Here is a 19,305-nt window from a genome sequence, read left to right on the forward strand (position 1 = left end):
ACCAAAAAAACAAGAGTTTCTGAAATGTAAGCAGCTAATTACGCAGGAAAGTGAATCATTAATCTTTTTAATTAAAATATAGTACAATTGCACTATTTACTACAAATTATTTTTTCTAACCGTACCAGCGGATTGTTGTTACTCATTTTCGCTACTGCTATGGCAATTGCCACATTTATTGAGAATGATTATGGTACTGAAACTGCAAAAGCACTGGTTTATGGTGCAAAATGGTTTGAAATCGTTATCCTACTCCTCGGAATTAATTTTGCTGGAAATATCGCTAAATACAACCTTATAAGTTGGGAAAAAGCACCTGTTTTTTTATTCCATATCGCATTTATCATCATCATTCTAGGTGCAGGAGTTACCAGATATAGAGGATATGAAGCACTAATGACTATAAAAGAAAATGAAGCCAGCGATAGAATGATCTCTATTGATAGTTATTTACAAGTTAGAGCGGGCAACGGCGCTACACAAGAAAATTTCATTAGTGACAGGCTCTTGATGAGTCAACTAGGATTCAACTATATTAATGAAGCGGTAGATTTTGAAAATACTGAAATCAACCTTAAATTAAAACGTTATATTCCTCGGGCTCAATTTATTTTAACCGACTCTATAGGAGGAAAAACTTACCTTCAGGTAGTAATTGCCGATAATGATGAACGAAAAGATTTCTATATTGAAAAAGGAACAAGAGAGAATATATACGGCATCTCTATAGCTTTTGACACAGCTAATAAACTAAAGAATGATGTATTCATTACTAAGAAGAATGAGACTTGGTCGGTATCTTTCCCTGAGGTGACTGACTACTTTTCTATGATTCTAAATAAAGCAGGATCATATCCTAAGGATAGTTTGGTTCCCCTAAAACTTAAAGCTTTGAGTCAGATTCGTAATATTCCTGTAGTTTTTAATGAGATCCATGAGGACAAATACAAGGAAATCGTTTCTACAGAAAAAAAAACTGACAAGAAAAATGAGGAGTCTGCTATTATCCTCGAAGTAACTTCTGGTGATGAAATCAAAGAAATCACCTTGTTTGGTGGACCTGGATACATGAACCCTTACAGCACCTTATTCATAAACAATATTCATTTAGATATACGTTATGGATCTAAACCGATTCAACTCCCTTTTTCTTTATTTTTAAAAGACTTTATCTTAGAAAGGTATCCTGGCTCTGAGAGTCCCTCTGCCTTCTATAGCAAGCTACAAGTACAAGAGAAAAACAACTTTTTTAACTACACTATTTTCATGAATAATGTAATGAATCATAAAGGATACCGTTTTTTTCAATCTGCCTATCTTCCTGATGAAAGCGGCACCATCCTTTCTGTAAATCGAGATTTTTGGGGTACTACAATTACATATATAGGGTATGCACTATTGGCTTTAGGAATGTTGTTAAGCTTATTTTGGAAAACATCTCATTTTGGAATCTTATTAAAATCATTGAAATGAGAATAAAAAAAATACGATATAGCTTCTTTTTTTTTCTAATCATATGTGTTCCTTCTATAGAAGCACAACAGCTACATCACCTCAAAACTCATGAACTTATAGAAAGGCAATGGATAGATCCTGATCACGCAGAAAATTTTGCAACCATCCAAGTACAGGATTTTCAAGGTAGGATTAAACCTATCCACACCTTAGCAATAGACTTACTGCGTAAAATACATGGAAAAAGCACTTTTAAGTATTTAGACAAAAATAACGAAGACAAAATCCTCTCTGCTACTCAGGTTTTCCTTGGAATGCAATATAGACCAGATTCATGGCAGTTGTTAGAGTTCATTAAAATTGAAAAAAAGGCAATCCCAGAATTACAGAAATATATATCTATTAATGCACTGGGCTATACGAGTGCTGCTCAATTTTTCGACTTTCAGGGAAATTACAAATTAAAAGAAATTGTTGCTGCCGCCTTTGCTAAAGCACCCGGTAAAAGAACCGTCTTTGACAAAGATATTATCAAAATCGATGAGCGTATTAACATTGTCTGGAGTATATTTAATGGACAATTTCTTAAAATATTTCCAAAAACAGGAGATCAAAACCAGACATGGTATACTCCTGCTCAGGTTGATATAAAATTTGTTGGTGATGATCAACTTCTTTTTAATAAAATTATACCTACATATCTGGAGCAGTTAGAAAAAGGGCAAAAATCAAAAAACTGGACTACAGCAAATGAAACTGTTTCAATTATAAAAAATTTCCAATTGAAACAGGGAGGTGCCATCGTTTTATCTACAAAAAAAGTACGTTGGGAGATCTGGTTCAACAAGAATATGGTTTTTCTTAAAACCTTGATCGCGTACACATTATTAGGTATTATCCTATTAATTTTCAACTTTATAAAAGTTTTTACTAAAGTAAATTTTTATGTTTCAAAAATTATAATTGTTACCATCATACTACTATCCTTAGTTTTTCTTTTCCATGGATTTGGTATTGTCATGCGCTGGTATATCTCAGGACATGCCCCTTGGAGTAACGGATATGAAGCAACTATATTTATTAGTTGGGTAGGCATGTTTGCAGGATTACTTTTTTCCAAAAAAAACACATTCACACCTGCTGTAGCTGCTATATTAGCCATGTGCTTACTTGGCATTGCTCAAGGCAGCCTTATGAACCCAGAAATTACCAATCTGGTTCCTGTACTAAAATCATATTGGTTATTAATTCATGTAGCCATCATAACCGGAAGCTATGGCTTTTTGGCATTAGGGTCATTACTGGCTTTAATCGTTTTGATTCTCATGTCTACAAATACTTATAGCAAAACAACCAAAACACATAATACTATACAGGAATTAACTAATATCAACCAATTAACCAGTACTATTGGGTTATTTATGCTTACTATAGGAACTTTTCTGGGTGGTATTTGGGCAAATGAATCCTGGGGTCGATATTGGGGATGGGACCCTAAAGAAACATGGGCATTGATCAGCATCATCATATACTCTTTTGTATTGCATATAAGAATTATCTTGCCTAAAAACTATATGTACTTCTATAATGTATGTAGCTTTTTCTCATTAGGAAGCCTGATTATGACATTTTTTGGCGTAAACTATTATCTATCAGGATTACATTCATATGCAAAAGGTGATCCTTTTCCCATACCAACCTGGATTTACATAGCTATTCCGATTGCAGTTATCATTAGTATTTTTCCTAAAATCAAACAAAAAAACAAAACTTTGAATACATTTTAATAACAAAAAACCGGCTACAAAAAATTGTAACCGGCAAACAAATAAACAATATATACTTACTTATGTATAAACAATTTTGATTTAACTATAAGAAGGAATATTTTTCATTTCGCTGGCAACTGCTTGTTCATCTTCTGTTGAGAATTTAATCGCTAACGATACAATTGCTGTAAAAATCACAAATATTCCAATTAATAAATATCCACTAGACACTGCTTCTGCAGATGCTAAAGCCTGTGCTGTTTCTACTGCTTCTTGTCCTAAATGTTGGTTCTCTGCAATTGCTATTTTTTCAGCTACTGCAGATTTTGATTTTAAGACCATTGCCGCAACAAAGGCGCCGACATTACCTCCTGCTCCTACAATTCCTGAAATAGATCCGATTGCTTTTTTATTAATAAAAGGCACTACAGAGAACGTTGCCCCTTCTGCCATCTGGACAGAAAGACTAAATCCTACCAGAAATACAATGCCAAAAGCAAGTCCTGTCATACCAGAAAATGTTGCCAGCATAATCCCCTGTACTCCCAGAATAACAGCTAAGAACAATACTCTACCTCGTAATCCCTTTAACTTTCCAAATTTATCTCCAAAAAAACCACCGAGCGTTCTAGCAAAAATATTCATTAATGCAAAAGACAAAACTAGATTACCTGCCGTACTTCTCTCCAGTTGAAATGCATTCTGAAGATAATCATCCATGGTACCATATACAGTAAGTTCCATCCCAAAACAAGCTGCATATACTAAGAAAAGAATCCAAACTCTATAATCCTTTATAGCATTTACAAAACTTATTTCATCTTTTTTTGCTACCGGTAATTCTCCCGTTGCTTTTAATTCCGCATAATTTCCGTTTGGCGTATCCTTTGTAAAAAAGAAATATACAATACCCATTAAAAAACAAACTACTCCAGCAACAATCATACTATATCTCCAGGCTTCTGTTTCTGCAACTCCAAAACTAATGACTGCAGCTGCTATTAAAGGCATACCCAATCTATTAGCTCCCCCACCTAGATTTCCCCATCCAGCAGAGGTAGCATTAGCGGTTCCCACAATATTAGGTGCAAACATGATTGAGGTGTGAAACTGCGTAATAACAAAAGAAGCACCGATAAATCCTATAAATAATCTACATATAATAAACTGCATAGGTGTCTGTACAAATCCGAGTAATATCACTGGGATAGCTCCTAATGTTAACAACCAGGTATAACATATACGAGGTCCATATTTATCACACAATTTTCCTATTAATAATCTGGCAAATACAGTTCCTGAAACTGCAACGATAATAGAGTTCCATTTCTGATCTGGTGATAATCCTAAATCTTTTACAACATCTGGCATAAAAGGTACGATACCAAACCAAGCAAAAAAGCAAAGAAAAAAGGCGATAGATGTAATCCAAAATGTTCTGATTGGAAGACTTTTAAAATTTAATAAACTTAAAGTTGTTGCTTTACCAGAAGTATTCATAAGTACTTATTTTTTATTTTTTGAATTTTTAGCATTAAAAACACAAAATGCTTAATTTTTTGTCAAAACTAAGTATAAATACCTAAAAAATACGTACTTCAGAATCCTTAATTACGTATTTTTACTCATTATTACGATATTCCTAAAATTCAACCATTTTACTTCTCATAATGTTATTTTTTCCTTTATTTCATTTATTATTTAACAAATGAAATAAAGGAAAAAATGACAAACGACTACATATCAAACATTTATCAAGAAATCCTATGAAAAAGCTCAAGAAAAATAGCACATAACAAACTATCCCGAACCAAGAGTACGAGGTATAAAAAATAGAACCACTCTGCTATAATAATCTGGAAACAACATTCTTTTATGCTGATTCTATATGTTGCACTTCAGGCAAAACCTCGAAGAATTATATTAATTAAAAAACCTGATAAGATTAAAAGAAATCTCATCAGGTTTAAAAATGAATTAGCCTATATTTATTATTCTCTTACAACAATCATTACAAAATTGTGGTATGCGACTCGATATAACTTACGTTTGTTAGTTTAAGCAGCCGTCGATCTTTCAATTTTTCTTAATAATCCAATCTTCACATACTCATCAATCTTATCAGCCTTCTCAATTTTTGCAGTATCAATAGGTAGCCATCCATCAATTTTAATCATATCATTGGGGTTGCTACTAAAAAACATTTCATATTCAAAGGTATTAGATTCCATACCATAGAAATCAGAATTCTTTTTAACCTTATCCATCATTCTTTTTTGAACAATATTGATTTTGGAAAAAAAATCTAATTCTCCGGTATCTCCATGGATTTCAACATCTAAAAATTCTGTAATTGCTTCAGTAATTAACTCATCTACTTTCATAACTTTCTTTTTTTATTTTGAGTTTGTGTTAGTAATTTATTTTAAAAATATATCTGAATAATTATATATCATTTCACTATTAAATTCTTAGCAAAGAATAAGCGTTATTCAATTATTAATCGCCAGTAATTCTATGAAATCCCAATTTTTCTCAATAATCCGATATCTATATATTCATTTATCTTATCTGCTTCTTCTATTCTTTTTGTATCTATCGGAATCCAACCATCGATTTTAATCATATCATTAGGATTACTACTAAAAAACATTTCATATTCATAACCGTTTACATCTTTTATCATTCCATAAGAATCAGGGCTGTTCTTAACTTTGCTTGTAATTCTTTTTTTTACGATTTCTATTTTAGATGAAAAATCTAAATTTCCAGTATCTCTATGTACCTCAACATCCAAAAACTCAGTTATTGCTACAGTAATTAATTCTTCTATATCCATAAATATGTTTTTACAATTTTAAATCAGCAAGAAAACCCAAATAATTTAATTTTCGAATGTACCCCTAATTTTTTAGGGGGTATTACTTATAAAAAGTAAATAAAAACATTTTAACCCTACCAATTTAAGCAAATTTATATATAAAAAATATAAAAATAAACAACACACCCCCTAAAACACAATATTTGAACTCATATTTATACTATACTCAAAAATGATTTAATAAAATTTAATTTTTTTCAATTTGAAGAAAAAAAATATAGATGAACTCTAATTTTTTAACATTTATTATTTTTAAATAAAAATGAATCTATCTTAAAAAAGTGCTAAAAACTGTATTTACAACATAATACCAGGCAGAAGAATTCTATTTCATAAGGATTTTAATTAACAACCAACGTACTTTCGTCGTGAACAATTGATAACTGGATATAAAAAAAACCTCAAAGTAAGATTCTTTGAGGTTTACATGTATTGATTCAATTATATTAATGTTCGAGGAAATTAATTAAATGTTCTCTATATTTATAATAATCCGGATGATCTAAAACATCTTTACGTAATCTTGGTCGTTCAAAATCAATTTCTAATATATCTCCCACTTTTGCCCTGGGTCCACTAGTCATCATAATAACCCTATCTGCTAAAAAGATAGATTCATCCACATCATGTGTAATCATTATAGCAGTAATTTTTTCCTGATTCCATACCTCTATCAGCACATCTTGTAATTCCCCTCTTGTTAAAGAATCTAACATCCCAAATGGCTCATCTAATAGTAAAACTTTTGGTTTAAGCGCAAATGCTCTGGCAATACCAACTCGCTGTTGCATGCCCTGCGATAATTCTTTCGCTTTCTTATACATTGCATCCTCCAGACCTACTTTAGACAAATAGTATTTCACAATATCATCCCTGTCTTTTTTTGTTCCATGAGCAAATACCTGTTTTACCCCCAACATCACATTATCATACGCAGTCATCCAAGGTAGTAAACTAGGAGACTGAAAGATAACCCCCCGATCCGGCCCCGGACCTTTAATTGTTTGATTACCAACTACAATAGTTCCTCTGGAAATTGGGTTAAGTCCTGCTATCATAGTAAGCAAAGTAGATTTACCACATCCTGAATGCCCTATAATTGATATGAATTCTTCATGTTTTACATTAAGATCTAGATCATCTAATACCACATAATCACCCTTTGGCGTTGGATAAATTTTAGTTAACTGAGAGATTTCCATCATATACTTATCCTCAAACAAACCATTATCTGATCTACGCACTTTTGTTTCCTCTATTGTTTTCATATTTATATGCCTTTTAGCTAAAACTTACTCCTTTAAAATACCTTTGTTTAAATTGAGGTTTAATATCTGGTAATGTATAAGTCATCTCTTTTTGAGATGCTCTCTGCTCCCCTATCTGAATTAAATACTCAATAATGGTATTGCGCAATTTTTTATATTCATCATTGTGATTCAGTGCTGTTTTATCACGAGGTCTTTCTAAATTTATTTTGTACTCTGGTCCTAATGTTGCTTTGGGACCAGGTTTCAAAGCAATAATACGATCTGCCATTAAAATCCCCTCGTCCACATCATTAGTGATAAGCAACGCTGTTTTTTTATCTTTATTCCAGATTTTTAGAATCTCCTGTTGTAGGTTACCTCTTGTTAAAGCGTCTAATGCACTAAGTGGCTCATCCATCAAAATCACCTCTGGACTCATGGATAAAGCTCTTGTTACAGAAACCCGCTGACGCATCCCTCCAGAAAGTTCTTTTGGTAATTTACCGATTGCCGGAGATAGATTCACCATTTCTACATACTCCTCTACCCTATTTCTTCGTTGCTTTTTTGTAAATTTTTTAAATGCTTCTTTTACAGCCATTCCTACATTATTACCTACGTTTAACCATGGTAACAAAGAATAATTCTGAAAAATAACACCCCGCTCGTGACTAGGACCAGTAACAGGCATTCCTTTAAATAAAACCTCTCCTTCGTCAGGCATGATTAGTCCAGATATCAAATTAATCAATGTAGTCTTACCGCTTCCTGTAAACCCAACAATTGCTACAAACTCTCCTTCTTCTATAGTAAGATTAATATTAGACAAAACCTCTGTTCGATCGCTCCCTGTCCCAAAAGATTTAGATACATTTTTTAACTCTATATAAGCCATATTTTATACTTTTAAGTTTCTTCAGTAAACGTTACAAATTTTTGTACAGTAAGCATCATTCGGTCTAATAAAAACCCAATAATACCTATTACAAACATTGCTACTATAATCTTAGCATTAGAATCATTTGCTCCATTCTGGAATTCTTCCCACACAAACAGCCCCAAACCTGGACTTTGTGCTAATAGCTCTATAGCTATGAGTACCATCCATGCAACAGAAAGCGTTATTCTTAATCCAGTAAATATCAATGGGAAAGAAGACGGCAAAATAATCTTAAAAACTTTTTGCCCTACACTCAATTGTAATACTTTAGCTACATTAATATAATCTTTATCCACAGAAGAAACACCCATACTAGTATTGACTAAGGTAGCCCACATTGAACATAATCCTACACTTATAAATGAAATTACAAATGCACTATCGCTATCAGAATTTTTACTTAACGTATTTACAATCATGGAAACTAGCAACAACCAAACAACTGGTGAAACTGGCTTAAAAATCTGAATCAACCAATTGACTGATGATCTCAATGTCTCACTAAGACCAAGCATAATACCTATAGGTACCGCAATAAATAATGCCAATAAAAAACCAGCAAAAACTGTTTTTAAACTTGTAAATATTTGATCTACAAAAGAGGGTCGACCTGTATATTCTATTGGTGGTAAATCATTTTCTTTAAGTTCTGCATTCTTTGAAGCTAATCGTTCTTCAAAGGCTCGTTTCTTTTCACTAATCAGGTAATGATCTGCTAACAAGGACTTATACCCCAACCATACTTGTGTAGGCGATGGCAGTGTAGTAATCTGACAACTTACATTTCCGGATTCTATACATTTTTTTTCCTCTTGTGCTGCTGCTTCCCCTCTTTCCTTAAAAGCTTTTTCTATTCTAAAATCTTTTTCAATATTATATAAGTAACTGGATCCAGCACTCCATAACATTAGGAAAAAAAATATAGAAAATATAGGCAAAAGCACTTTTCTAAACAATGCTGTTACATTCTTTTTAACTTCTTCTCCACTAGCCAATCTTATTGCAGGTTCAAAAAAACCTAATCCAATAAAATTGAGAATATGTATTGATCTATCTTTCATGATGATTATTTTTAATTTCCAACATCATGCCTGTAGATGTCGGAGAGAATTGTAGTCTGATTCTTTTTTGAGTATTAAACAACCTAATCCATTGTATCAATACATTAAAAATGATACATAATATTATTGCCATTATCAGACCTGAATGATTTTAGAAACCTATCAGGCCTGTCTAACGATACACTAAGATTAACATTATTGATGATGGCAACTTCTTATCAGATAAGAGTATAAATAATAACTCTTTATTTTTATTTACCAGTGCTTGGTAAAGCCTCAACACTTTCTTTATTACCAATCTTGAAACTATTTATATACCCTAATGGATCTTTAGCATCATATTTATTACCATCTATAAAATCAGTAGTTGCAGGCTTATAACCATCCGTTTTTGGTAAATCAGAATCTTCAAGATGTCCTTCTTCTACTAATAAGTTAGCAGCTTTTGTCCAGATATCAGGACGATAAATTTCCTTAATTGTTTCATCATACCAAGCTGCTGGTTTGCTTTCAGGAATTTGTCCCCATCTTCTCATCTGAGTTAAAAACCAGATTCCATCTGAATAAAAAGGATATGTTGCATTATACTTAAAGAATACATTAAAGTCTGGCATTTCCCTTTTATCTCCTTTTTCATATTCAAAAGTACCTGTCATAGAATTTGCTAATACAACTTCATCTGCACCCACATATTCTGGCATAGATAGAATTTTTACCGCCTCTTTTCTATTTCCCGGAGTATCTAACCATTTACCCGCTCTAATCAATGCCTTCGTCACTGCAACAGCAGTATTTGGGTTCTCTTCTATAAACTTCTTAGTCATTACAAACACTTTTTCAGGATTGTTTTTCCATATATCATAATTAGTAACTACAGGAACACCTATCCCTCTAAAAACAGCTTGCTGATTCCATGGCTCACCTACACAATATCCGAAAATCGATCCTGATTCTAAGGTAGAAGGCATTTGAGGTGGAGGAGTTACTGACAACAAAACATCTGCATCAATTTGTCCTTGTATATTATCTTTAGAATACATTCCCGGACTGATTCCAGCTGCAGCTAACCAGTATCTGATTTCATAATTATGCGTAGAAACAGGAAATACCATACCCATTTTAAAAGCATCACCTTTATTTTTATATTCTGCAATAACTGGTTTTAATGCATCCGCCTTTATTGGATGAATAGGCTTGCCCTCACTATCTTTCGGAAGATTAGGTTTCATTTTAGCCCATACGTCATTAGACACTGTAATTCCATTACCATTAAGATCCATAGAAAATGGAGTTACTAACTCTGCCTGTCTTCCAAAACCTGCCCCGGCAGCAATTGGTTGTCCCGCTAGCATATGTGAACCATCTAATTGACCATCTATAACTCGATCTAATACATTTTTCCAATTAGATTGCGCCTCTACTGATACAAACAAGCCTTCCTCTTCGAAAAAACCTTTTTCCTTTGCAATTGCTAAAGGAGCCATATCTGTTAATTTTATGAATCCAAAAGTTAGTTGTGCCTTTTCAATAGCTAATTTTGATTCATCAACCTTAGTATCTATATCTGATGATACCGCTTGCTTTTTCTTTTCACCTCCACAAGACACCATAATTAAAGTGACTAATGCCAAGCTTATTTTTAAATGTAGTTTTTTCATAATTCAATTCGTTTTTATATTCAGCTAATAGAACAGAACAAAACTAAGTATTAATACTTAAAATACTTAGTTTTTAATATATAAAATACGTAGCTAAAATGTTAATTACGAAAAAGACGTTTTTTTTATTTGAATTATAAAAAGTAAACAATTATAGGGATTCAATTATATCAAAAATTGATATCAAATCTCCATCGATATTTTTTTATCAATAAATAAGCTTTATATTGTGTATTATTCTTATTTAAATTGTTAAAAAAATATATATTATATTTTTTACATGATTTTGATTTTACAACTTGAAGATTTAACGATCCTTCATCATTGATTCTCATAAGCCATAAAAATTAAATACCAAGATTTTAAAAAACTGACAACCATTTAGTTAAGCTAAAAAATATTAATCAAACCAAAATTAAAAATTGACCTATTTCAATTAAAGAGGGAGAAAATCATTATTTTCTTTGTATAGTAAGGTTTAATTATTATTTTGTTATGTATTAAGTAGAGCCTATATAATGACGATTATTAATATGTTCTATTGATTTTAAAATAAAAATATGCAGTTATCATTACTCTGTAGATCTATTTTCTGTATACTATTCTTAATCTTTCTCTCTTCTTGTGAGGCTGACGCACAACCTGCCAATTTTGGCAACATTAGCTATGCTGAAGCCATAAATATTTCTGGTAGACAACGGATGCTTACCCAAAAAACTGCTAAGCTTTATCTAATGATGGTTTCAGGTGTTGCTAATCCTGAATTAAAAAAGGATTTAACAGCCAATATCGCCCTATTTACCAAACAATTAAATTTATTATCTGAAAATGCTAAAAGTAATGTCATTAAATCTTCATTAAATCAGGTATCAGAACACTGGAAAGAGTATGAAGCACTTCTTATTTCTCATCCTAATCTCAAAAATGCTGAATTACTTTTAGAAAAGAACACCCCGCTTCTTCAACTATGTGATCAAGTAGTTACTAATATTGAACAAAATTTTAAAAATCCAAAAACTAAAGCAAATCAATTCGAAGATTTACTTCATATAATTAATATATCTGGTAAGCAGAGAATGTTAAGTCAACGATTTTGCCTATATTATTTAGGTATGACTTTATTTGATAATAAGAGTGAACAATACAAGTTGCTTTTAAGACAAATTTTTGAAGAATTTGAAACTACTATTTTCACTTTACTTAATAGCCCTTATAATGATGACATTGTAAGAGCAGATATTATGAAATTACTCTACTTCTGGGAAAAAATAAAAAGTGATCAAAATTTATTATATAACTCTAAATTTGAAATAGAACGAATCTACAACACAACAACCAGATTAACTGATACTTTTGATAATCTAACAGCCATTTACGAAGAAATATATAAAGCCAGGCAAAAAATGTAATTACCTCCTATTAATAATGCTTTTCACAAATTAAAATAAGATAGATTCTTAAACACCAATAGACAAAGCATAATAGAAAAGATCTAACGAAAGCATTAATCACTCTCCCTGTAAGCTTTAATTCCCTGAAACGAAATAAGCACCTTACTTATCAATTCTTTCGGTTTAATATATGAATGTCTCATAAGAAAAAACATATATTTTGGGATCCATAAATATACAAAGAAGCTTAGTATTTTGTAATTTAATGCTGCTCGTGCATATACAATGTCATCATTTCCCAGTGCCATCCCCGAATTAAATTGTGGATGTGAAACGATAAATTCGTTATAAAATTTACCGATTAACCCTTTATTAATAATATCCCTGGAAAATAAATACTCTTCTGCAGTAGGGAATTCACTTCCTAACCCAAAACGTGTATCAAATTTAATATCAAAAGCTTTAATTTTCTCACTATTAAATGCAACTTCTAATGACATTATATCCTTTATAGTCTGTTGTGTATGTTTTGTGTTCTGATTATCATATTCCCTATAACTGGTTCCTTTAAGATTTTTAGCCTTAAAGGTTATAAGAGTACTTGATGGATTTTTTTTGAATGCATTTAAGATTGTATTATAAAAGTCCTTTTCGTACACAGCGTCATCATCTGCTATTAGACAAATATCACCTATGGTATGCTCGATCGCCAGATTCCTGCTTTTAGAAAGCCCATATTCAAAACTATTAATTACACGAATATTTACAGCATCAGACTTCAAAAGAGTTTTAGAGTCTGTTTGATTAATAATTAAAATATTTAAATCACTCAAATTATTATTAATAAACATATGGTTAAGAAAAGAAATATCTTTTCTATCCATTGTACTAATAAGAACCTCTAAAATCATATTATCGATTAATTTTGGCTTTATCAAAGAGCATATTATTATGTGTTTTATGAATTAATAAATTCATCTACTTTGGTTAAATCATAGACTATAATACCGTAGATATGGTCATGAACACTATATTAGTTGATCTTGAAAACACCCGCTATTTTCAAAAACCGCTGTAACTAACAAATTTGCATACACCCTATTCTTATGTCATTTCTATAGTGCTCAACTGTATATTAGCCTATTAAGACATTGCAAAAATCACGATCTAATAAAACGACTATAGAAATCCATTCCACCCAGAATAAATAAAGGATGACTTAATAATTTTATTTTAAGGAATCATCCCATACTCTCTTGCCTTATTACTAAGCTCTAATACATTCTTTACCCCCATTTTTTTCATTAAATTAAATCGATGCACTTCTGTAGTTCGCTTGCTAATATCTAATTCAGTCGCAATATCCTTATTAGTCATTCCTGAAACAGCTAATTTTAATATTTGGCGTTCCCTTTTTGTTAGATCAAAATGATCAGAAGAAACGGTTATGGATTTTGTAGTATTAGCTACATCGCTATCCACCTTTGAGGATATTGAGTTTTCATCTTTTAGCAATCTTCTTACTAGTATAGAAGAAACATCTCCACTAAAATACTTGTCACCTTTACTTACCGTTGATAACGCTTTAAGAAATTCCTCTTTACTAGCATCCTTTAATAGATATCCATCAGCACCAGCATTAATTGATTGTAAAATATATTCATCTGAGTCATGCATAGATAACATAATCATTTTAGAGGTTACTTTTAATGACGTAAGTTGTTCTACAGTTTCTATACCTGACATCTCTGGCATCCTTATATCACAAATTACAATATCTGGTTTCAATGACTGAATGACGCTAATCGCCTCCTTTCCATCAGATGCTTCTCCAATTACTTTATATTGTTCCTCATCTTCTAACAAAGAACGAATACCATCTCTTACAAGAAAATGATCGTCTACCAATACTATACTTACCATATACTTACTTTTAGTATTATGAAATGTTCAATCTAATCTCAAAATTAATGCTTTTACATCAAAAATATGAATATTTCAAAAATAGCTTTCAAAAGTTATGAAATTCAAAACAAAAACTACGTATAATTGCTTAAAATAACGCATTAAAAATAAGTATTAATACTTATATTTGTACCGTATTAATTAATCTATCAGCTAATAGAATTAATTATTTAAAACATAATATAGGATCTGTATATTTACAATATCTTAACAAAAAAAGTAAAAGATGAAAAAAAAACTAACATTCACTTTATTAGTAGTACTATTAGCAATATTTCAAGGAAAAGCTCAAGAATTAAGTATTGATGCAGATGTAAGACCTCGTCTAGAGTACTCTAATGGTTTTGGCAATCTATTACCGGATGGTACAGATGCAGGGTTATTTGTACAACAACGGTCACGTTTAAAATTTGGTTATAAGGAAGAGAAATTCTCTACCTTACTTAGTTTTCAAGATGTTAGTGTTTGGGGAGACACTCCCCAGATCGCAGCAGGAGATGGCAACAATAGTTTTTCTATTGCACAAGCTTGGATTGATTTTAAATTAGGAAGTGGCTGGTCTACAAAACTGGGTAGACAAGCACTATCTTATGATGATCAAAGAATATTTGGTGGATTAGATTGGGCAATGCAAGGTCGTTTTCATGATGCAGCTTTGGTAAAATATGCCAAAGAAGGATTTAAACTTGATGTAGGTGTAGCTTTTAATCAAAATGGAACAAGTCGTCAAACTACATTGTTTAATCCCAATAATGATGGTAATGCAAGAGCAGTATTTGATTACAAAGGAATGATATTCGCTTGGTTACATAAAGATTGGGAAAAATTTTCAGCAAGTTTACTGGTTGCTAATAATTCATACCAAACTCTTGGTGATGATGGTCAAACTCCTGTAGATGGTAATGCCAACAGACAAACTTTTGGAACACATTTAGTGGCTAAACCTGCAAAAGGTCTTTCTATTAATGCCAATATCTATGCTCAAACCGGTGAATTTACAGAAACAGTAGATTTATCCGCTTATAACGCGATGTTAGAAGTGAACTATAAACCTGGCAAAACATTATTTGGTCTTGGTTTCGAAACGCTAAGTGGAGATGAAGATGGTGGTGCAGATGGTAAAATAGAATCCTTTTTTCCTATTTTTGGAACCAACCATAAATTTAATGGTTATATGGATTATTTCTATGTTGGTAACCACGCTAATAATGTAGGATTAAATGATTTTTATGCTAAAACTATTATCAAAACAGGCGAAAAATCAAGCTTACTTATTAAAGGTCATTATTTCTCTTCTGCCGTTGATATAGGAGAAGATTTAGATAATGGATTAGGAACAGAAATAGATCTAGTATATACACAAAAATTATTGCCTTTTGCGACTCTAAAAATAGGATATTCCCATATGTTCGCATCAGAAAGTATGGAAGTGCTCAAAGGTGTTGACGATCCTGCTAGTATGCAAAACTGGGGATGGGCTATGCTAGTTGTAAAACCAAACCTTTTAAAATGGCGTCCCGCACCAAAAGAATAATTAATATTAATTAGGTAGTTTGTTAATGGGTTAACAAACATATTGGGAAACCTGCGGAAATCATTTTCGCAGGTTTTTTTATATATTATTTTGAAATTCTCAGTTTCCAGCACTCATATTTACGTAATTCTTACTCAATGAATACGTATTTATACTTAATTTTGTAGTCTAAATACGTAACTTATGAAGAAGGTAGTAGTTATTGGTAACGGTATGGTAGGATATAAGTTTTGCGAAAAACTTGTAGCTTCAGAAAAATATAGTGATTTTAAAGTAACCGTTTTTGGAGAAGAACCAAGAAGAGCGTACGATCGTGTACATCTAAGTGAGTTTTATGATGGTAAAACTGCTGAAGACTTAAGTATGTCATCAGCAACTTGGTATGAAGAAAATAATATTGATCTACATACTTCAGAAATGATTACCGAAATAAATAGAGAAAACAAAACGGTAGCAAATCATCGTGGAGATACGTATTCTTATGACTATCTGATATTAGCTACGGGATCATCAGCTTTTGTACCACCTATTCCAGGGGTAGAAAAAGAAGGAGTATTCGTATATAGAACCATAGAAGACCTTGAAGCTACTGAAACGTATGCTAAAAAATTAAAAGCTGCTGGTAAAACGGAAGCTGCTGTACTGGGTGGTGGACTATTAGGTTTAGAAGCTGCAAACGCAGTAAAAAACTTAGGATTGAATGCACACGTTGTCGAATTTGCTCCTCGTCTTATGCCGAGACAATTAGATACTGGTGCTAGTGATATGCTACAAGCAAAAATTGAAAACTTAGGCTTAAAAGTGCACCTTTCTAAACAAACACAATTTATCCAGGGTGACAAAGCTATTGAAGGGCTTCAATATGTGGATGATACAGAACTAAAAGTAGATATGCTCGTCGTTTCTGCGGGTATTCGTCCTCGTGATGAAGTAGCACGCGAATGTGGTCTTGATGTTGGAACACGTGGTGGTATATTGGTTAATCAACAAATGCAAACCTCTGATGCCAGTATCTATGCTATTGGAGAATGTGCATTATTAAACAGTATGATTTACGGTTTAGTAGCACCTGGTTACGACATGGCAGAAGTTGCAGTTGATCAAATTACTGGTGGAGAAAAATCTATGCCAGTATCTATAGATATGTCTACTCAATTAAAACTAATTGGAACTGAAGTAGCTAGTTTTGGCGATGCTTTAAATGATGCTAAAGAAGAAATTGATGAAATTACCTACGTAAATAAACGAAGTGGTATTTATAAAAAAATAAACGTTTCTAAAAACGGCAAAAAACTGTTAGGAGGAATATTAATAGGTGATTCTTCTGATTACAACTCTTTATTCCAAATTTATATTAATGGAATGAAACTACCTGAAGAACCTGAGGATCTGATTTTGGGCAGCCGTGGTGGAGATGGCGGTGGGTTACTAGGTGATGTAATGGACCTGCCGGATGATGCTCAAATTTGCTCTTGTGAAAGCGTAAGCAAAGGTCAAATTTGTAGTGCTATCGAGAATGGTGAGGCAAATGATCTGGGGGATGTAGTAACCTGTACAAAAGCTGGAACTGGTTGTGGTGGTTGTAAGCCTATGGTTAAGGATTTAGTCGATGCTACCTTAAAATCATTAGGTCGTGTAGTTAAAGATACAGTTTGCGAACATTTTGATTATAACCGTCAGGAATTATATGATCTAATACAGGTTAAGGAACTTAAAACTTTTGATGAAGTATTAGACACTCATGGTAATGGAGGTCACGGATGCGAATTATGTAAACCATTAGTGGCATCCTTAATGGCAACTATTTATGCTGATACAGCAAATGTAGAATATGCTATACAAGATTCTAATGACCGTTTCTTAGCTAATATTCAGCGTAACGGGACGTATTCTGTCGTACCCAGAGTTCCGGGCGGAGAAATTACACCTCAACAATTGATTGACTTAGGTGAGATTGGAAAAAAATATGACTTATATACTAAAATAACCGGAGGTGTTCGTATTGATTTTTTTGGTGCTACCTTAAATCAATTACCATTAATATGGAAAGAATTAATCGATAAAGGTTTTGAAAGTGGCCATGCATATGGAAAATCATTACGTACTGTAAAAAGTTGTGTAGGTTCTACCTGGTGTCGTTATGGAATGGATGAGAGTGTATCTTTTGCTATTGAATTAGAAAATCGATATCGTGGAATGCGCTCACCACACAAGATCAAAGGTGGAGTTTCTGGTTGTATCCGAGAATGCGCAGAGGCTCGTGGAAAAGATTTTGGACTAATTGCAGTAGATGGCGGTTGGAACCTGTATGTAGGTGGAAATGGTGGTGCTACTCCTCGTCATGCGGAGTTATTGGCAGAGCAAATCGATAATGATACAGTCATTAAGTATTTAGACCGTTATTTAATGTTCTATATGCGTACCGCAAAACCTTTGCAACGAACTGCTGCATGGCAGGACAGACTAGAAGGAGGAATGGAGTATCTTAAAGGAGTTATTATTGAAGACAAATTAGGTATTGCCGATGATCTTGAAAGGGAAATGCAAACATTAGTTAACAAGTTCGAATGCGAGTGGAAACAAGCTATCGAAGATCCCGAAATGATGAAAAGATTTAGTCATTTTGTTAATAGTGATGACAATGATGATAATCTGGTATTTGTTCCTTTACGCGAACAAAAAATGCCAAAACACTGGCAATAAGCTATAATTAAAATCTAGAAAAGAGCTGAAAAACAGTTTCGTTATCGTTTACCTATAATGAGTTGACTTTTCAGGAATAAAAATAGAAGTAATAATGAATGAGATTTTGGATATATATAAAAGCACATCAATAGAAGAAGTAACCGTTTGGTTTAAAGCAGCAAAAGTGAGTGATTTTCCAAAAAATGGCGGTGCGTGCGTTAAATACAAGGAAAAGCAAATTGCCGTATTTAATTTTGAAAGAAAGAATACTTGGTACGCCTGCCAAAATGTATGTCCTCACAAAATGGAGATGGTTCTGAGTAGAGGTATGATTGGAGATCAAGCAGGAGTACCTAAAGTCGCTTGTCCATTACATAAAAAAACATTTTCATTAGAAAGCGGTGAAAATCTAAATGGAGATATTGCTCCAATAGCAACATATCCTGTAAGAATAGAGGGTGATATTGTTTATATTGGTTTTTCTGAATAGTATATTCATCCCGAATAAATATCATTCTTTTTACGATATATTAAAATCACTTTTGGAAATATAATCATGCTATCCTATCCTGGTAGCATGATTTTTTATATATACTAATGTGGTACTAACTGGTTCTCATTTCCCGACATTCATCCACAAATAATCCCCCTTCATCCACTTTCCTTAATATAAAACGTTAATTTTTAGTTTATTTAGTTTATTAAGTAGCTTATAC

The 19,305-nt window shown here is 32.4% G+C and carries 15 protein-coding genes; 6 read left to right on the top strand and 9 right to left on the bottom strand.

Translation table 11 applies throughout. The features are described from left to right. Positions 1 to 87 precede the first annotated feature (87 nt). Together ABD816_RS11705 and ABD816_RS11710 are read left to right on the top strand one after the other, a co-directional pair. Entirely contained in the window at positions 88 to 1,473 is a 1,386-nt protein-coding gene (locus ABD816_RS11705; RefSeq protein WP_344927542.1) for a cytochrome c biogenesis ResB family protein, read from the top strand. After that, the gene (locus tag ABD816_RS11710; RefSeq protein ID WP_344927543.1) at positions 1,470 to 3,242 is read left to right on the top strand and encodes a cytochrome c biogenesis protein; all 1,773 of its coding nucleotides are present in this window, start codon (positions 1,470 to 1,472) and stop codon (positions 3,240 to 3,242) included. The genes ABD816_RS11705 and ABD816_RS11710 overlap by 4 nt, the downstream gene beginning before the upstream one ends. An 81-nt stretch (positions 3,243 to 3,323) precedes the next feature. Here the strand turns inward: ABD816_RS11710 and ABD816_RS11715 are convergent, their stop codons facing one another. From ABD816_RS11715 to ABD816_RS11745, 7 genes are all read right to left on the bottom strand, one after another. Further along, positions 3,324 to 4,724, bottom strand: coding sequence for an MFS transporter (locus tag ABD816_RS11715; protein WP_344927546.1), 1,401 nt, complete (start codon positions 4,722 to 4,724; stop codon positions 3,324 to 3,326). A 557-nt stretch (positions 4,725 to 5,281) separates the two neighbouring features. After that, on the bottom strand, positions 5,282 to 5,608 hold the full coding sequence (locus ABD816_RS11720) for a hypothetical protein (RefSeq protein WP_344927548.1): 327 nt from the start codon (positions 5,606 to 5,608) through the stop codon (positions 5,282 to 5,284). A 131-nt stretch (positions 5,609 to 5,739) separates the two neighbouring features. Further along, positions 5,740 to 6,063, bottom strand: a complete 324-nt coding sequence (locus tag ABD816_RS11725) for a hypothetical protein (protein WP_344927550.1) — start codon at positions 6,061 to 6,063, stop codon at positions 5,740 to 5,742. A 488-nt stretch (positions 6,064 to 6,551) separates the two neighbouring features. Beyond that, positions 6,552 to 7,373: an ABC transporter ATP-binding protein gene (locus tag ABD816_RS11730; protein ID WP_344927552.1), complete on the bottom strand. Its 822-nt coding sequence runs from the start codon at positions 7,371 to 7,373 to the stop codon at positions 6,552 to 6,554. Between the two features lie 13 nt (positions 7,374 to 7,386). After that, the gene (locus tag ABD816_RS11735; RefSeq protein WP_344927555.1) at positions 7,387 to 8,250 is read right to left on the bottom strand and encodes an ABC transporter ATP-binding protein; all 864 of its coding nucleotides are present in this window, start codon (positions 8,248 to 8,250) and stop codon (positions 7,387 to 7,389) included. Between the two features lie 11 nt (positions 8,251 to 8,261). Next, on the bottom strand, positions 8,262 to 9,356 hold the full coding sequence (locus ABD816_RS11740; protein WP_344927558.1) for an ABC transporter permease: 1,095 nt from the start codon (positions 9,354 to 9,356) through the stop codon (positions 8,262 to 8,264). 251 nt (positions 9,357 to 9,607) lie between these two features. After that, a complete protein-coding gene (locus ABD816_RS11745) occupies positions 9,608 to 11,014 on the bottom strand; it encodes a CmpA/NrtA family ABC transporter substrate-binding protein (RefSeq protein ID WP_344927560.1) in 1,407 nt (468 codons plus the stop codon). A 560-nt stretch (positions 11,015 to 11,574) separates the two neighbouring features. On the opposite strand from ABD816_RS11745, the gene ABD816_RS11750 reads away from it, so the two are divergent. Continuing rightward, entirely contained in the window at positions 11,575 to 12,423 is an 849-nt protein-coding gene (locus ABD816_RS11750; RefSeq protein WP_344927563.1) for a type IV pili methyl-accepting chemotaxis transducer N-terminal domain-containing protein, read from the top strand. 95 nt (positions 12,424 to 12,518) lie between these two features. On the opposite strand, the gene ABD816_RS11755 is transcribed toward ABD816_RS11750, so the two are convergent. Next, positions 12,519 to 13,316, bottom strand: a complete 798-nt coding sequence (locus ABD816_RS11755) for a glycosyltransferase family A protein (protein ID WP_344927565.1) — start codon at positions 13,314 to 13,316, stop codon at positions 12,519 to 12,521. 322 nt (positions 13,317 to 13,638) lie between these two features. Then, the gene (locus ABD816_RS11760) at positions 13,639 to 14,328 is read right to left on the bottom strand and encodes a response regulator (protein WP_344927566.1); all 690 of its coding nucleotides are present in this window, start codon (positions 14,326 to 14,328) and stop codon (positions 13,639 to 13,641) included. A gap of 268 nt (positions 14,329 to 14,596) precedes the next feature. Between ABD816_RS11760 and ABD816_RS11765 the strand changes: the two genes are divergently transcribed. The 3 genes from ABD816_RS11765 (at position 14,597) to nirD (ending at position 19,079) form a co-directional block, all read left to right on the top strand. Next, positions 14,597 to 15,904, top strand: a complete 1,308-nt coding sequence (locus ABD816_RS11765; RefSeq protein ID WP_344927568.1) for an alginate export family protein — start codon at positions 14,597 to 14,599, stop codon at positions 15,902 to 15,904. A 183-nt stretch (positions 15,905 to 16,087) separates the two neighbouring features. Further along, entirely contained in the window at positions 16,088 to 18,607 is a 2,520-nt protein-coding gene (gene nirB, locus ABD816_RS11770) for a nitrite reductase large subunit NirB (protein WP_344927570.1), read from the top strand. A 94-nt stretch (positions 18,608 to 18,701) separates the two neighbouring features. Next, positions 18,702 to 19,079 (top strand): nitrite reductase small subunit NirD, encoded by a 378-nt coding sequence (nirD, locus tag ABD816_RS11775; RefSeq protein ID WP_344927571.1) that lies wholly within the window; start codon positions 18,702 to 18,704, stop codon positions 19,077 to 19,079. The last annotated feature ends 226 nt before the right edge of the window (positions 19,080 to 19,305 follow it).

This window comes from Aquimarina addita (genome assembly GCF_039539305.1).
GTDB classification, from domain to species: Bacteria; Bacteroidota; Bacteroidia; order Flavobacteriales; family Flavobacteriaceae; genus Aquimarina; species Aquimarina addita.

Coding starts and splice junctions, on each gene's coding strand:
- ABD816_RS11710 (WP_344927543.1), top strand. CDS start 1,470: ATGAGAATAAAAAAAATACGATATAGCTTCTTTTTTTTTCTAATCATA.
- ABD816_RS11715 (WP_344927546.1), bottom strand. CDS start 4,724: ATGAATACTTCTGGTAAAGCAACAACTTTAAGTTTATTAAATTTTAAA.
- ABD816_RS11720 (WP_344927548.1), bottom strand. CDS start 5,608: ATGAAAGTAGATGAGTTAATTACTGAAGCAATTACAGAATTTTTAGAT.
- ABD816_RS11725 (WP_344927550.1), bottom strand. CDS start 6,063: ATGGATATAGAAGAATTAATTACTGTAGCAATAACTGAGTTTTTGGAT.
- ABD816_RS11730 (WP_344927552.1), bottom strand. CDS start 7,373: ATGAAAACAATAGAGGAAACAAAAGTGCGTAGATCAGATAATGGTTTG.
- ABD816_RS11735 (WP_344927555.1), bottom strand. CDS start 8,250: ATGGCTTATATAGAGTTAAAAAATGTATCTAAATCTTTTGGGACAGGG.
- ABD816_RS11740 (WP_344927558.1), bottom strand. CDS start 9,356: ATGAAAGATAGATCAATACATATTCTCAATTTTATTGGATTAGGTTTT.
- ABD816_RS11745 (WP_344927560.1), bottom strand. CDS start 11,014: ATGAAAAAACTACATTTAAAAATAAGCTTGGCATTAGTCACTTTAATT.
- ABD816_RS11750 (WP_344927563.1), top strand. CDS start 11,575: ATGCAGTTATCATTACTCTGTAGATCTATTTTCTGTATACTATTCTTA.
- ABD816_RS11755 (WP_344927565.1), bottom strand. CDS start 13,316: ATGATTTTAGAGGTTCTTATTAGTACAATGGATAGAAAAGATATTTCT.
- ABD816_RS11760 (WP_344927566.1), bottom strand. CDS start 14,328: ATGGTAAGTATAGTATTGGTAGACGATCATTTTCTTGTAAGAGATGGT.
- ABD816_RS11765 (WP_344927568.1), top strand. CDS start 14,597: ATGAAAAAAAAACTAACATTCACTTTATTAGTAGTACTATTAGCAATA.
- nirB (WP_344927570.1), top strand. CDS start 16,088: ATGAAGAAGGTAGTAGTTATTGGTAACGGTATGGTAGGATATAAGTTT.
- nirD (WP_344927571.1), top strand. CDS start 18,702: ATGAATGAGATTTTGGATATATATAAAAGCACATCAATAGAAGAAGTA.